The sequence below is a fragment of the Streptomyces barringtoniae genome (assembly GCF_020819595.1).
Lineage (GTDB): Bacteria > Actinomycetota > Actinomycetes > Streptomycetales > Streptomycetaceae > Streptomyces > Streptomyces barringtoniae.
Map to the genome: position 1 here is coordinate 230,585 of NZ_JAJHNP010000010.1, position 14,525 is coordinate 245,109.

A 14,525-nucleotide genomic window follows, 5' to 3' on the forward strand; every position below is an offset into this window, starting at 1 on the left:
CCACTGGGTGGTGTAGACCAGAGACGCTGCCGTCCCCTTCCATGCTTCCCGGGCGGCGCCCTGCCCCCTGGAGGAACTTGTGACCACGGCGACCGCCGCTCCCGCGGCCGAGAAGAAGAAGGGCGCCGGCGTGATGGCCGTGCTGCAGCGCATCGGCCGCAGCCTGATGCTGCCGGTGGCGGTGCTGCCGGCCGCCGCGCTCCTCGTCCGACTCGGCAACACCGACATGCTGGGCCGTCCGTCCTTCCCGGCGTTCCTGACCAAGATCGCGTCGTTCATGGCGGCCGGCGGCAACGCGATCCTCGACAACATGCCGCTGCTGTTCGCCGTGGGCATCGCGATCGGCTTCGCGAAGAAGTCGGACGGCTCCACCGCGCTCGCCGCGGTCGTCGGCTACCTCGTCTTCAAGAACGTGCTGGCCACGTTCACCGACAAGAACCTGCCGAAGGTGGCCACGGTCGTCGACGGCAAGATAGTCATGGTCAACGCCGCCGCGGACGCCAAGGTCCTCGGCGGTGTGGTGATGGGTCTCGCCGTCGCGCTGCTCTACCAGCGCTTCTACCGCACCAAGCTGCCGGACTGGGCGGGCTTCTTCGGCGGCCGGCGGCTGGTGCCGATCCTGTCGGCGCTCGCGGGTCTGGTCCTCGGCATCGTCTTCGGCTACATCTGGCCGGTCCTCGGCACCGGTCTGCACAACTTCGGCGAGTGGCTGGTCGGTTCGGGCGCCGTCGGCGCGGGCATCTTCGGCGTCGCCAACCGCGCGCTGATCCCGATCGGCATGCACCACCTGCTGAACTCCTTCCCCTGGCTGCAGGCGGGCACGTACCACGGCAAGAGCGGTGACATCGCGCGCTTCCTCGCGGGCGACCCGACCGCGGGCCAGTTCATGACCGGCTTCTTCCCGATCATGATGTTCGGCCTGCCGGCCGCCTGCCTCGCGATCGTGCACTGCGCCCGCCCGGAGCGCCGCAAGGTCGTCGGCGGCATGATGCTCTCGCTCGCCCTGACCAGCTTCGTCACCGGCGTCACCGAGCCGATCGAGTTCACCTTCATGTTCATCGCGCCGGCCCTGTACGCCATCCACGCGGTCCTGACCGGCGTCTCCATGGCGCTGACCTGGGCACTGGGCATGAAGGACGGCTTCGGCTTCTCCGCCGGTGCGGTCGACTACTTCCTGAACCTGGGCATCGCGCACAACCCGTGGGGCCTGGCGCTGATCGGCCTGTGCTTCGGCGCCGTCTACTACGTCGTCTTCCGCTTCGCGATCACCAGGTTCAACCTGCCCACACCGGGCCGCGAGTCGGACGAGGAACTCGCCGAACTCCAGAAGGCCGAGGCCAAGTAGCACTCTCCGGCCACGACCCGGCACCGAATTCCCCGGCCACCGCCACGCGGACCGGGGAATTCGGCGTACCCGTATACGGGAATCCCCGCGCAGTTCCCGCACAATCCCCGCGTCTGCCAGACGGAATTTCTGGCCCGGAAGATCCGGTGAAATACCGTGATCATGATCACGGATATCCACTCCTTGATCGCACCGGAAAAACGCACCTAAGGTCTGGACCAGGCCGATCACGGCCATGACCGACAACAAGTGGGGAAACATGAGCCTCCAAGCTCTGCGTGATCTGAAGTTCACCGCGCTCACCGACGACGAGGCGGCCGCCGCCGCCGGTGAGGGCAAGCCGAGCCGCGCCCAGTGCGAGTGGATTTTCGCCCAGATCGGAAATCCGATGTCCTGCAGCTACGGCGACTACTACAAGCTCTGGAAGTCGCTGGGCTGCGACAAGCTGTAGTACGGATCGGCGCCCGCCTCGTCCTGAGGCGGGCACCGCTTTTCCGGCCAGGATTTCGTCGGCCAGGAGTTCTTTGTGAAGTGGCAGAGATACCACACCCATCAGTCGGGGGACACCGACTGCGGACCGGCGTGCGTGCGGGCCGTGCTCATGCGGCACGGGACCGTGGTCGACGCGGCGATCCTGCGCGAGTCGACGGGGCTCGGGGAGCGCGGCTCCAGCCTGCTCAGACTGCGGGAGGTCCTGCGCGGCTACGGCGTCGACAGCGAACTCCTGCGGCTGGACACCGACCAGCTGCGGCAGGCCGTACGGCTCGCGGGGCCGGCGATCGTCCTGCTGGCCGAGGACGGTCAGCGGCACTTCGTGGTCGTCCACGAGGCCACCGACAGCGGCCACTTCATCGTGGGCGACCCGCTGCTGCACCGGCCGATGCGCGTCACGTCCGAGACTCTCGCCGAGGTGTTCCACGGGGAGGCGCTGGTCACCGACCGGCCGGGCGCACGGCTGCCGCTGGGCGCCCGCCTGAGGGCCGTACCGGGGCGCGGCCCGGTGTGGCAGAGCGTCCGGGCCCACCGGGGACGGCTCCTGCTCATCCTGCTGGCGACCGCTGTCGTGGCGCTGGTGGCCCTGCTCAACAGCCTCTTCGTCCAGCTGGCCGTCGACCGCGTCCTGCGGGACGGCTCCCGGCGGGCACTGGCGGTGATGTCCGCCGAGTTCATCGGCATCGCCCTGGTGGCGGCGGGCGTCCAGTATCTGCGGGGCCGTGCCATCGTCACGCTCAGCCAGTCGCTGCAACGGCAGTTGTCGGAACGCTACCTGCGCAAACTCCTGCGGCTGCCCGCCGACTACTTCGCCGGCCGCAGAGCCGGAGACCTGGTCAGCCGGATCGACGACGTACAGGAAATCCAGGCTCTGGTGACAGCGGCCTCGGTACGGGCGGCCATCGACATCTGTGTCGTCCTTTCGGTCGGCGGCTATCTGTTGGTGACCGGACCGGTGCTCTTCCTGCTGCTGATTCCGCCCGCGGCGGTCAATGTGCTCAGCTCGCTGCTGCTCTACCCGCACATCAGGAACGCCGCCGAAGAGGCCCTGCAACGGGACGCGACGCTGAAATCCGAGACGCTCAACTCACTGCGCGGCCACACCGAGTTGACCGGCTACGGAAAGCGGGACTACGTCCTCGACCGGATGCGCCGGGCGTTGAGTCGCAGAATCGCGTCGGAAACGCGACTCGGCCGACTGGAGAATCTCAACTCCACCGTCAAGACGGCCAGTCAGACCGTCTTCACGGTGGTGGCGGCCTGGGCCGGGCTGAGCCGGATGCTCTCCGGCTCGCTCACCGTCGGCCAGATCTTCGGCTTCCTGACCATGGCCGGCTACTTCCTGGGCGCCATGGACTCCGTGGCCTCCCTCCAGGTCACGGCCCAGCGCACCGCCGCCGCGCTCGGCCGCTACCGGGACGTGGTGCTCCAGCGGGAGGACGCCCGGCTGGCGCTGCCCGCCGAGCAACGGGAGTACCCGCTGGAACCGGCCGACATCGCCATGCGCTCCCTGCGCTTCCGCCACCCCGGCGCCCGGCACGACACCCTCACCGGGGTGGACCTCGACATCCCGTACGGCACGAGCATGCTGCTGCGCGGCGCGAACGGCTCAGGCAAGAGCACGCTCCTCGCGCTGCTCGCGGGCGTGCACCCCGGCTACTCGGGCAGTGTCACCCTCGGCGGGGCCGAGCTCAGCCGGATCGCCGCCGACGAGCTGCCGCGCCACGTCCTGTACGTCCCCGAGAACCCCGTCCTGCTGACCGCCTCCGTGCGCGAGAACCTCACCCTCGGCGTCCCGCACAGCACCGCCGACATCCTGCGGGCCTGCCGTATCGCCTGCTTCGAGGAGGTCCTGGACCGGCTCCCCGAAGGCCTGGAGGAGCCGGTGCGGGAGACCGGCTCTGGACTGTCGCGCGGCCAGATCCAGCGCCTGTCGATCGCCCGCGCGGTGCTGCACGCCCCACGGGTGTACCTGTTCGACGAGACGTTCAGCGGCATCGACCGGGACACCTTCACCCGGATCTGGGAGGGCCTGCGCTCCGTCAAGGGGACCAAGATCATGGTCTCGCACGGGCACGTCCAGGACATCCGGTTCGACCTGGACCTCTCCCTCGACCCCTCGACCGAACCCCGTACGGGAAACCCGGAAAGCCTCGATGCACGATGAAGTTCTCCGACCTGCTCGACCTCCTTCCCGAGCCCGGTGGCGTCCCGGCCTCCGCCCTTGCCGATGACTTGGCGCTGATCACCGCGGTGTCACCGGAGCTCGCGGACGCCCCGCTGCCCGCCGCGGACGCCGCGGCCCTGGCACGGGGGTATGTCGCGCACCGCGCCCGTCCGGTGACCGCGGTGGTGCTCACCGCGAACGAGGAGGAGCGCATCGCCGCGTGTCTGACTGCGCTCGCCGACGACGTCGACCACTGCCTGCTGATCGACTCCGGTTCCACGGACGGCACCGCCGAACAGGCGCTGCGCGCCCGCCCCGGCACCCGGATCCTGTCCGCGCCGTGGGCCGACGACTTCTCCCGTCAGCGCAATCTCGCCTTCGGGGAGGTCACCGAGGGCTGGCTGTGCCATGTGGACGCCGACGAGGTCTTGGTGGCGGCGCACGCGGGCAGGCTCCGGCGCGCCCTGTGCCTGCTCGACTACCTGCTGGCCGGACGCGATCTCGTCGTCTCGCCCGTGATCGCCGACCAGGGCGGCCCGGTGTACACCAACACCCAGCGGGTGCTGCGGGCAGACGGCTCGTTCCGCTTCCGCGGCCCGGTGCACGAGCACCCCTACACCCCGGACGGCCTCGCCCCACCCCGTGTGCAGGTCGACGTCCGCTTCGACCACTTCGGATATCTGCCGGAGGTCATCGACGAGCGGCGCAAGCGGGAGCTGTACGTCAGGCTGGACCGGCTGGCCCGGGCCACGGAGCCGGACAACCCGAAGTGGGTGTACTACGAGGTCCGCGACGGGCTGGACCCGGCGGCGTCCGAGGAGGAGGTGCGCTCGGCCTTCGCGCTGCTGGCGTCCGCCACCGGCGACACCGCGCCGGACCGGCCCGGGTACCGGACCGAGCGGACCGTCGACTCCTGGAGCCTGCTGTGCGAGCTGGCCGTCCGGCTCGGTGACGGGGATGCCCTGCGGACGTACCCGGCCCTGCTGGCGAAGGCCGGACGCGAGGTGGAGGCCACCTACTACCGCACGCTCGTGGAGTCCAGCAGACTCCTGGGCCGGCTGTCCGCCCTGGTCGACAGCATCACCGCGGTGGAGTCGGCCGAAGAACCGGCGAACCGCCATCTCATGGGCCGCCTGTACGAGCTCCAGTCGACGCTCGCGCTCGCCAGCGGCCGCTACGAGACCGTAGTGCCCGCCTACCGGAAGGCGACCGCCCGGGGCGCCGGCCGCAGTGTGACCGAGGACTTCGGGATGCTGGCCGGCGTGCTGGCCGAGACCGGGGGCGGGGCCGGCAGCCGACCCCGCCCGGCCGGCTAGATCTCGTACGTCGTGCGCGGAGCGGCCAGTTCCACCGGGCCGGCGAACACCTCGCGCGCGTCGCGGAGGTTGACCTCCGGGTCGGTCCACGGGGGAATGTGGGTGAGCACCAGGCGCCGCGCGCCCGCCCGCGCCGCCGTCTCCCCCGCCTCGCGGCCGTTGAGATGCAGGTCCGGGATGTTCTCCTTGCCGTGCGTGAACGCGGCCTCGCACAGGAACAGGTCGGTGTCCCGGGCCAGCTCGTCCAGCGCCTCGGTGACCCCCGTGTCGCCGGAGTACGTCATGGACCGCCCGCCGTGCTCGACGCGGATGGCGTACGCCTCCACGGGATGGCGGACCCGCTCGGTGTGCACCGTGAACGGGCCGATCTCGAACGTGGACGGCTTCAGGGTGTGGAAGTCGAAGACCTCGCTCATCGCGGAGGCGGAGGGCGTGTCGTCGTACGCGGTGGTCAGACGGTGTTCGGTGCCCTCCGGGCCGTAGACCGGTATCGGGGCGCAGCGGCCGCCGTCGTGACGGTAGAAGCGCGCGACGAAGTACCCGAGCATGTCGATGCAGTGATCGGGGTGCAGATGGCTCAGGAAGATCGCGTCGAGGTCGTAGAGACCGCAGTGGCGCTGCAGCTCGCCCAGGGCGCCGTTGCCCATGTCGAGAAGCAGCCGGAAGCCGTCGGCCTCGAGGAGGTAGCTCGAGCAGGCCGATTCCGCGGACGGGAACGACCCCGAGCAGCCGACGACGGTGAGCTTCATGAAGCAGAAACCTCCGTTGGCGGAAAGATCGAACGGCAAGATCAAAAGGGCAGGAAACGGGGGTCGTGCGGTCCGTCGAGCGTAAGGCGCAAAAGGGCCGGTCGCTCCTCCGCCAGGGGCCGTTGTGGGCGAACTCACCTGCGCTGTCACCGGTTCGGCTGGACCAGGGGCGCAGAAGGATCCGCAGAGGGCGCGCAATCCTCGGCGCGCGCCGGTAACGTCGTCGTATGGACACGTCCTGGTGGCTGGCACTCGCGGCGGTGGTACTGCTCGCGCTGGTCGCCACGCTCGTCGACGGCTGGGGGCGCGGCCGCCGCTACGCCGGACGACGCCTGAGGCCGCTCGGCCGCGCGGGAACAGGCCCGGCGCGGGCCGCCCGGCCGGCCCCCGGGGACATCTGGTGGGCGGACGTCCCCTACGAGGACCGCGCCGACGCCAAGGACCGGCCGTGCCTGGTCCTGGCCGTGCGCGGGAACCGGGCCACGGTCGCCAAGATCACCAGCAAGTACCACGACGAGCGCGCGGGCGTGATCCCGCTGCCGCCGGGCGCGGTCGGTGACGCCCGGGGCCGGCCGAGCTTCCTGGAGACCGACGAGCTGCGCGAGGTGCCGGTGGGCGACTTCCGGCGCCGGGTGGGTGTGGTGGACCCGGTTCTGTGGGACCAGGTGCGGCACCTGGCCGGCTGATCACTTCACGTTCACCGTCACCGTCCACTCCTGGATGCCCTTGCAGGAGACCTGGCCGGGCGCCGTCGGCTCGGCGCACAGGGGGCGGGAGGACGTCAGTTTCTCGGTTCCCGTGGCCACCGCCTGGTACGCGGCCGTGGCCTGGCCCGGCATGATGACGAAGCCCGCGTTGATGCCCTTCAGCGCGCTGCCGGTGGCCATGAGCGGCTTCCAGGGGCGGGACTTGGTGCCGTCCAGGGTGACCCGGACCTCGCCGCCCTTGGCCACGCACACGGTACGGCCGCCGTCGGAGGCCTTGAGCTGGACGAGGGGGGCGCAGCCGGCGCCGCTCGGGGACGCGGACGGTGACACCTTGCTGCCACCGCTGCCGGTGTCCTTGCCGCTGTGGGAGCCGCAGCCGGCGAGGAGCAGCGCTGTGGCCGCGAGGGCACAGAGGGTCGTACGGCGCATGGGGGTTCGCCTTTCTGCCGTGCGTGGCCGTGAGGGGTCGGCCGCCTGGTGCAGATGTGACGTGCCGGCTGCCAAAAAGGATCCCGCACGCGGACGGTTTCCGCGTGCGGGACCGGGGGCCGTACCGAGGATCAGCTGGTCGTCAGGGCGGTGTCGTCCACGACGAAGCTGGTCTGCAGCGAGGAGTCCTCCACGCCGTTGAACTTCAGGGTGACCGTCTGGCCCGCCAGCGAGGACAGGTCGAAGGTCTTCTGCGCGTACCCGGAGTTCGCGTTGACGTTCGAGTACGTCGCCAGGGTGGTCGAACCGGCGGTCACCGTCAGCTTGTCGTACGCGGTGCTGCCGGTCTCGGCGGTGTCGATGTGCAGGTAGAAGGTGAGCGTGGCCTTGCAGCCGGCCGGGATCGTCACCGACTGGGACACGGTGTCGGTGTGGCTGGAGCCGTAGCCGTCGAGCCAGGCGTAGTACGAGCCGCCGTGGGCCGCCTCACCGGTGCCGTTGGTGATCACGCCGCTGGACGCGGTCCAGCCGGTGCTGCCCGACTCGAAGCCCGGGTTGGCCAGCAGCTGGGCGGAGGAGCAGGTGCCCCCGCCGGAGCCGACGGTCCAGGTGAAGGAGGTCGAGCCGGAGGCGCCGGTGGAGTCCTGCGCGCTGACCGTGACCTGGTAGGTGCCCGCGGTGGACGCCGTACCGGAGATCAGGCCGGTGGAGCTGTTGATGGACAGCCCGGTTGGCAGGCCGCTCGCGCTGTAGGTGAGGGAGGCGCCGCCGCTGTCGCTGGCCTGGATCTGCAGGCTCGCCGCGCTTCCGGTGGTGGTCGACTGGCTGCCGGGGTTGGTGACGGTCACCGTGTTGCCGCTGCTGGAGCCGGCGGTGAAGGCGGCGGTGCCGTTCGGGGTGCCCCAGCCGGTCGGGCCGTCGTAGCCGGTGCGGGCGGTGCAGAAGTACGAGGTGGAGCAGGAGCCGTTGGAGCCGCTGGTCACGTCGTACAGGTTGGAGGTGTGGGAGTACGGGTACTTCGCCGGGTAGTCGCTCGCGCCCGGGGTGCCCGCCAGGGCGTACACGCTCGCGATGATCGGCGAGGAGGCGCTGGTGCCGCCGACCACGCCCCAGCCGGAGCCGCCGTAGGTGTCGTAGACCGCCACGCCGGTGGCCGGGTCGGCGACCGCGGAGACGTCGGCCTCCATGCGCTTGGAGCAGCCCGTGTCGGTCTGCCAGCTCGGCTTCGGGTCGTAGGCCGAGCAGCCGGAGCCGGTGCCCTCGGTGGAGTTGGTGTGCCACACCGACTCGCTCCAGCCGCGGGAGTTGGAGGCGGTGGTGAGCGCGGTGCCGCCGACGGCGGTCACGTACTGGGAGGTCGCCGGGTACTCGGCGCCGTAGGCGGAGTCACCCGAGGAGACGGTGATCGCGACGCCCGGGTGCTTGAAGTACTGGGTGTCCTCGGTGGTCTGGGAGGACGCCTCGGAGCCGCCCCAGCTGTTGGAGACGAACTTGGCGCCGAGCGAGACCGCCTCGTTCTCGGCGATGCCGAGGTCGGTGTCGTTCGCGGAGTTGGCCTCGACCAGGATGATGCTGCAGTTCGGGCAGACCGCGCTGACCATGTCGATGTCGAGCGCCTCTTCACCGGCCCAGCCGCTGTCGTTGGTCGGCAGCGAGGTGGTGGAGCCGGTCTGGCTGACCTGCTTGAAGCAGCCGTTGGCCTTGGTGCAGGCGGACAGGCCGTAGGTGGAGCGGTAGGTGGCCAGGTCCGACTCGGCGTTGGGGTCGTTGTAGGCGTCGACGATGGCGACCGTCATGCCCGAACCGCCCGTGGTGGGCAGGTTGTAGGCGCTGTGCAGGTTGGCCGGGGAGAGGCCGGAGGGGGCCGCGGCGGCGAGCGCCGAGGCGAGCCGCTGCCTGATGTCGGTGCGGCGCTGGGCGAAGCAGGACGCGTAGCCCGGCTTGGCGGTGGCGCACAGGTGCTCGGTCGGCACCTTCTGGCCGGCCTTGCCGGTGGCGTGGAAGGTCTGCCGCTGGGGGTCGGTCAGCGCCTTGGCGTTCTGCGTGACCTTGGAGGTGTGCGGGTGCGCGGTGGCGGACTGGGCGCCGGCGGTCGGTGCGGCGACCAGTCCGGCGACGGTCAGGGCGAGCGCGGGGAAGGCGACGGCGACGAGTCTTCGCAGACTCCGTCTCCGCCGCGTCGGGCGTGACTCACGCATGGGGTACTGCCTCCGGTTGATGTGGGGTATCGCACTGGATTGGCAGGCCCGTGACGCGCGTAGCGGCGGCAGAACCGCGCAGTCATGAGCATGACACTCACAGACACCTGACATTCCGCCGAGTGAGCGTGACATGCCAGGTGCGGGAGGAACCTAGCCTTGGCCACCGCCTGACCGGCAGTACCTCAAAGGAATTCTTTGCCCGTCCATAGGAATGACTTAGCCCCCTCATTAGGAGGGGGCCATGAGGCAGTTGGGGCGGGTCAGGCCCAGAGCTGGCCCTGCAGCGTCCCGATGGCCTCCTCGGTGGTGGCCGCCGTGTAGACGCCGGTGGACAGGTACTTCCAGCCGCCGTCGGCCACGATGAAGACGATGTCGGCGGGCTCCCCCGCCTTGACCGCCTTCCTGCCCACGCCGATCGCCGCGTGCAGGGCGGCGCCCGTCGAGACGCCCGCGAAGATGCCCTCCTGCTGCAGGAGTTCACGGGTGCGGGTGACCGCGTCGGCCGAGCCGACCGAGAAGCGGGTGGTGAGGACCGAGGCGTCGTACAGCTCGGGGACGAAGCCCTCGTCCAGGTTCCTCAGGCCGTACACCAGGTCGTCGTAGCGCGGTTCGGCGGCGACGATCTGGATGCCCGGCCGGTGCTCGCGCAGGTAGCGGCCGACGCCCATCAGGGTGCCGGTGGTGCCGAGGCCGGCCACGAAGTGGGTGATCGAGGGGAGGTCGGCGAGGATCTCGGGGCCCGTGGTGGCGTAGTGGGCGCCGGCGTTGTCCGGGTTGCCGTACTGGTAGAGCATCACCCAGTCGGGGTGCTCGGCGGCCAGCTCCTTGGCCACGCGTACGGCGGTGTTGGAGCCGCCCGCGGCCGGGGAGGAGATGATCTCGGCGCCCCACATGCCGAGCAGGTCCCGGCGCTCCTGCGAGGTGTTCTCCGGCATCACGCACACCATGCGGTAGCCCTTGAGCTTGGCGGCCATGGCGAGGGAGATGCCGGTGTTGCCCGAGGTGGGCTCCAGGATGGTGCAGCCCGGGGTGAGCCGGCCGTCCTTCTCCGCCTGCTCGATCATGTGCAGCGCGGGACGGTCCTTGACCGAGCCGGTCGGGTTGCGGTCCTCCAGCTTCGCCCAGATGCGGACGTCGGCGGACGGCGAGAGCCGCGGCAGGCGCACCAGAGGGGTGTTGCCCACCGCGGCCAGCGGGGAGTCGTAGCGCATCGCTGCTCAGCGACCGATCAGCGCATGCCGCCGGCGACGGCCGGCAGGATCGTCACGGTGTCGCCGTCCGACAGCTTGGTGTCGATGCCGTCGATGAAGCGGACGTCCTCGTCGTTCAGGTACACGTTGACGAAGCGGCGCAGCTTGCCCTCGTCCACGATGCGGGCCTGGATGCCCGCGTGCCGGGTCTCGAGGTCGGCGAACAGCTCGGCGAGGGTGTTCCCGCTGCCCTCCACCGCCTTCTGGCCGTCCGTGTACGTGCGGAGGATGGTCGGGATGCGGACCTCGATGGCCATGGCTCAGGGCTCCTGTCGGAAGGTGTCGTCGGTTCGGTCAGGCGCGCGGCGGCGGCGCGCCGCGGCTCAATGCCGGACGGCGGCAGCGGGGTGGATCAACAGATGGCGCTGTTCAGCCTGCACAGATCGACGTGCAGCCGCGCCACGAGCAGCGTGCCCGGCGCCTTCTCGCTCACGTCGTTCAGAACCATGCGCTCATCGTAACGATTCCCGGTCCGGCCATCGGAGTGTGATCTCGCATGCTGGATGAAATCTGACCGGATCGCGGGATCAGTAGGAGTCCACGACCCTGACCTCCTCCTCGGTGACCTCGCCGTCCACGATCCGGAAGGAGCGGAACTGGAAGTCGCCGAGGTCGTCGGTGTCCCGGGTGGAGACCAGGACGTAGTGGGCACCGGGCTCGTTGGCGTAGGAGATGTCGGTGCGGGAGGGGTAGGCCTCGGTGGCGGTGTGGGAGTGGTAGATGACCACCGGGTCCTCGTCGCGGTCGTCCAGCTCGCGGTAGAGCTTGAGCAGGTCGCCGGAGTCGAACTCGTAGAAGGTCGGCGACATCGCCGCGTTCAGCATGGGGATGAAGCGCTCGGGGCGGTCCGAGCCCGCAGGGCCCGCCACGACGCCGCACGCCTCGTCGGGGTGGTCCTTGCGCGCGTGGGCGACGATCCGGTCGACGAGGGCCTGGGTGATGGTCAGCATGTCCGTCAGGATAAGCAGAAGGGCCGTTCCGTACCGAGGGTTGGTACGGAACGGCCCATATGCCGGACGTCCTGAGCGGCAGCCGCGCGGGGCACCACGAGAGCCCCGTGCGGCCGGACGTCCCTGGGGATGGTCAGCGCTTGCGGAAGGCCGCGGCCTCCGGGTTGCGGCGCCTGAGCACCCAGTAGGAGACGCCGAGGATCGCGGCCCACAGCGGAGCACAGTAAAGCGACACCCGGGCGTCCTTGTCGATGCCCATGAGCACGATCACCATGAAGATGAACGCCAGCGCGAAGACGCTCGTGTACGGCGCTCCAGGCGCGCGGAACTCGCTCTGCGGCAGCAGCCCGCGGTTCGCCTTCGCCCGGTAGCGGATCTGGCAGACCAGGATGACGATCCACGCCCACATGCCGGAGATGGTCGCGAAGGACACCACGTAGTCGAACGCCTTGCCCGGCCACTGGTAGTTGATCCAGACACCGACCAGCATCAGCGCGGCGGAGAACGTGGTGCCGGCCAGCGGGGTACCGCTGCGTGTCAGCTTGGTGAAGAACTTCGGGCCCTGGCTGTTGAGCGCCAGGTCGCGCAGCATGCGGCCGGTGGAGTACATGCCGGAGTTGCAGGAGGACAGCGCGGCCGTGAGGACGACGAAGTTCACGATGCCGGCGCCCGCGGCGAGGCCCATCTTCTGGAAGGCGGCGACGAACGGGCTCACGCCCGGGTGGAAGCTGGTCCACGGCACGACGGACAGGATCATGATCAGCGCGCCGACGTAGAAGACGGCGATGCGCCACGGCACGGTGTTGATCGCCTTCGGCAGCACCTTCTTGGGGTCCTTGGACTCGCCCGCGGTGACACCGACCAGCTCGACGGCGAGGAAGGCGAACATGACCATCTGCAGGGTCATCAGCGTGTTGCCGACGCCGTGCGGGAAGAAGCCGCCGTCGTTCCACAGGTGGCTGACCGAGGCGGTCTTGCCCGCGTCGGAGAAGCCGATGGTCAGGATGCCGGCGCAGATCAGGATCATGCCGATGATCGCGGTGACCTTGACCATGGAGAACCAGAACTCCAGCTCACCGAAGAGCTTCACGGAGATCAGGTTGGCGGCGTACAGCACGATCGTGAAGATCAGCGCCGAGACCCACTGCGGGAAGTCGAACCAGTACGTCATGTATTCGGCCGCGGCCGTGACCTCGGTGATGCCGGTGACCACCCAGAACAGCCAGTACGTCCACCCGGTCACAAAGCCCGCGAAGGGGCCGATGAACTCGCGCGCGTACTCCGAGAAGGAGCCCGACACCGGGCGGTACATCAGCAGCTCACCGAGCGCGCGCATGATCAGGAAGATGACGAGGCCCGCGATGGCGTACGCCAGGATCAGGCTGGGGCCGGCCTTGGAAATGCCCTTGCCCGCGCCGAGGAACAGGCCGGTGCCGATGGCCCCGCCGATGGCGATCATCTGGATCTGCCGGGACCCGAGCCCGCGCTGATACCCCTCGCCGCCCTCGCCGTCCGCTGTCCGCGTGGCCTCTTCGCCGTCGCGATGCTGGTCGACCTGCGCTGAGGTCATGTGTGGTGCGCCTTTCTCCATGCCGACCCGGGCCTTTGCGTCGGCCGCGGATCGGGTTTCGATCCCCCCGGATTGATGGAGCCGGGCGGGATTCGCGATCCCGCCCCCTGCCTGGCCGACGGTCGTCGGCTCGGTGGCGCACCCGGCCGAACATGGGTGGTGTTGGCCGGGCGGTCGTGAAGATTTATCACGGCCGCAATATTGATCACGGAGGCGAGTTGTGACGCACCCCACAGGGAAAGACGGACAAAGAACCCTCGAATGCGGCAAACCAGGCCGCAACGGTGACGGGATCGTTATCCGGATTTGAGCGTCCGCTGAGCGAACGCAAAAGGGCTGAGATTACGACATAAGGGTCGTCACCAGGGTCTCCTGGAGGCCGCCCAGCCACAGATACGCCATGACCATCGGCTTGCGCGGGTCCTCGTCCGGGAGCCGGTACAGCAGGTCGGTGTCGTCCTCGTCGGTGATCTCCAGCCGGGCACCGATCGCGAGACGGAGATCGTTGAGGGCGCCCAGCCACCGCCTGGACTCCTCCGGCGACAGGTTCAGCACCGCCCCGCCCTCGTCGACCGGCGCCAGCGCGTCGAGGCTGCGGATCACCGCGAGCGCGTTCTCCCGCTTGCCGGCCCTCAGGTCGTTCTCGGTGTAGCGGCGGAACTCGGCGGAGTGGGCCCGCCGCTCCTCGGCCTGGGCGGGCGAGTCCGGGGCCTGCTCGGGGTCGCTGTAGGCATCGGGGAAGAGCCTTCTGAGCACCGGGTCGGCGGGCGGCTCGCTCGGGCCCTCCGCGAACAGCTCGGCGAGCGGGTCCTTCGAGCTGTCGGCGCCCGGCCCGGGGCCGATGAGCTCCAGCAACTGGACGGCCAGCGACCGGATGATGGAGATCTCGACGTCGTCGAGTGCGACGGCCGCGCCGCCGCCGGGGAGCGGTTCGAAATGTCCGGGCATGTAAATGGGTTCGCTACTTCCGGTCCTGCGGACGGGGGCGGGTCATTTCCGGTCCTGCTGGAGGGTGGCCCACAGACCGTAGCCGTGCATCGCCTGCACGTCGCGTTCCATCTCCTCGCGCGTGCCGCTGGAGACGACCGCCCGGCCCTTGTGGTGGACGTCGAGCATGAGCTTGGTGGCCTTGTCCTTGGTGTAGCCGAAGTACGTCTGGAAGACGTACGTCACGTAGCTCATGAGGTTGACCGGGTCGTTGTGCACGATGGTGACCCAGGGGACGTCGGGCTCGGGTACGGCGAAGACCTCCTCCGCCGACTCGGTGCGTTCGATCTCTACGGGCGCGGGTGACGTCACAGTGCCCATGCTGCCACGGAGCCCGGAAATCGTCACACCGACGAAAAGGG

At 69.6% G+C, this 14,525-nt stretch carries 15 protein-coding genes; 5 read left to right on the forward strand and 10 right to left on the reverse strand.

Annotated elements, in window-relative coordinates:
* The first annotated feature begins 79 nt into the window (after positions 1-79).
* The 4 genes from LMU33_RS20310 to LMU33_RS20325 all read left to right on the forward strand — a co-directional run bounded on the left by LMU33_RS20310 (position 80) and on the right by LMU33_RS20325 (position 5,320).
* Positions 80-1,345, forward strand: a complete 1,266-nt coding sequence (locus LMU33_RS20310) for a PTS transporter subunit EIIC (RefSeq protein WP_228621908.1) — start codon at positions 80-82, stop codon at positions 1,343-1,345.
* 259 nt (positions 1,346-1,604) lie between these two features.
* The gene (locus LMU33_RS20315) at positions 1,605-1,796 is read left to right on the forward strand and encodes a hypothetical protein (RefSeq protein ID WP_228621909.1); all 192 of its coding nucleotides are present in this window, start codon (positions 1,605-1,607) and stop codon (positions 1,794-1,796) included.
* A gap of 75 nt (positions 1,797-1,871) precedes the next feature.
* On the forward strand, positions 1,872-4,004 hold the full coding sequence (locus LMU33_RS41705) for a peptidase domain-containing ABC transporter (RefSeq protein ID WP_228621910.1): 2,133 nt from the start codon (positions 1,872-1,874) through the stop codon (positions 4,002-4,004).
* Positions 4,001-5,320, forward strand: coding sequence for a glycosyltransferase (locus tag LMU33_RS20325; protein ID WP_228621911.1), 1,320 nt, complete (start codon positions 4,001-4,003; stop codon positions 5,318-5,320). The genes LMU33_RS41705 and LMU33_RS20325 overlap by 4 nt, the downstream gene beginning before the upstream one ends.
* Here LMU33_RS20325 and LMU33_RS20330 read toward each other — a convergent pair.
* Positions 5,317-6,069, reverse strand: a complete 753-nt coding sequence (locus LMU33_RS20330) for an MBL fold metallo-hydrolase (protein WP_228621912.1) — start codon at positions 6,067-6,069, stop codon at positions 5,317-5,319. The genes LMU33_RS20325 and LMU33_RS20330 overlap by 4 nt on opposite strands.
* A gap of 227 nt (positions 6,070-6,296) precedes the next feature.
* Between LMU33_RS20330 and LMU33_RS20335 the strand changes: the two genes are divergently transcribed.
* Positions 6,297-6,755 (forward strand): type II toxin-antitoxin system PemK/MazF family toxin, encoded by a 459-nt coding sequence (locus tag LMU33_RS20335; protein ID WP_228621913.1) that lies wholly within the window; start codon positions 6,297-6,299, stop codon positions 6,753-6,755.
* Here LMU33_RS20335 and LMU33_RS20340 read toward each other — a convergent pair whose 3' ends face one another.
* The 9 genes from LMU33_RS20340 to clpS all read right to left on the reverse strand — a co-directional run bounded on the left by LMU33_RS20340 (position 6,756) and on the right by clpS (position 14,484).
* On the reverse strand, positions 6,756-7,205 hold the full coding sequence (locus LMU33_RS20340) for a hypothetical protein (protein WP_228621914.1): 450 nt from the start codon (positions 7,203-7,205) through the stop codon (positions 6,756-6,758). It abuts the gene before it with no gap.
* 131 nt (positions 7,206-7,336) lie between these two features.
* A complete protein-coding gene (locus LMU33_RS20345) occupies positions 7,337-9,403 on the reverse strand; it encodes a putative Ig domain-containing protein (protein WP_228621915.1) in 2,067 nt (688 codons plus the stop codon).
* 263 nt (positions 9,404-9,666) lie between these two features.
* Positions 9,667-10,617, reverse strand: coding sequence for a PLP-dependent cysteine synthase family protein (locus LMU33_RS20350; protein WP_228621916.1), 951 nt, complete (start codon positions 10,615-10,617; stop codon positions 9,667-9,669).
* Between the two features lie 17 nt (positions 10,618-10,634).
* On the reverse strand, positions 10,635-10,913 hold the full coding sequence (locus LMU33_RS20355) for a MoaD/ThiS family protein (protein ID WP_055708394.1): 279 nt from the start codon (positions 10,911-10,913) through the stop codon (positions 10,635-10,637).
* Positions 10,914-11,008: 95 nt separating this feature from the next.
* Positions 11,009-11,104 (reverse strand): putative leader peptide, encoded by a 96-nt coding sequence (locus LMU33_RS42015; protein WP_309550412.1) that lies wholly within the window; start codon positions 11,102-11,104, stop codon positions 11,009-11,011.
* Between the two features lie 79 nt (positions 11,105-11,183).
* Positions 11,184-11,606 (reverse strand): M67 family metallopeptidase, encoded by a 423-nt coding sequence (locus LMU33_RS20360; RefSeq protein WP_228621917.1) that lies wholly within the window; start codon positions 11,604-11,606, stop codon positions 11,184-11,186.
* 133 nt (positions 11,607-11,739) lie between these two features.
* A complete protein-coding gene (locus tag LMU33_RS20365) occupies positions 11,740-13,176 on the reverse strand; it encodes an amino acid permease (RefSeq protein WP_228621918.1) in 1,437 nt (478 codons plus the stop codon).
* A 342-nt stretch (positions 13,177-13,518) separates the two neighbouring features.
* Entirely contained in the window at positions 13,519-14,124 is a 606-nt protein-coding gene (locus LMU33_RS20370; RefSeq protein WP_228621919.1) for a DUF2017 domain-containing protein, read from the reverse strand.
* Between the two features lie 42 nt (positions 14,125-14,166).
* Positions 14,167-14,484 (reverse strand): ATP-dependent Clp protease adapter ClpS, encoded by a 318-nt coding sequence (gene clpS, locus LMU33_RS20375; RefSeq protein ID WP_189948983.1) that lies wholly within the window; start codon positions 14,482-14,484, stop codon positions 14,167-14,169.
* Between the last annotated feature and the right edge of the window lie 41 nt (positions 14,485-14,525).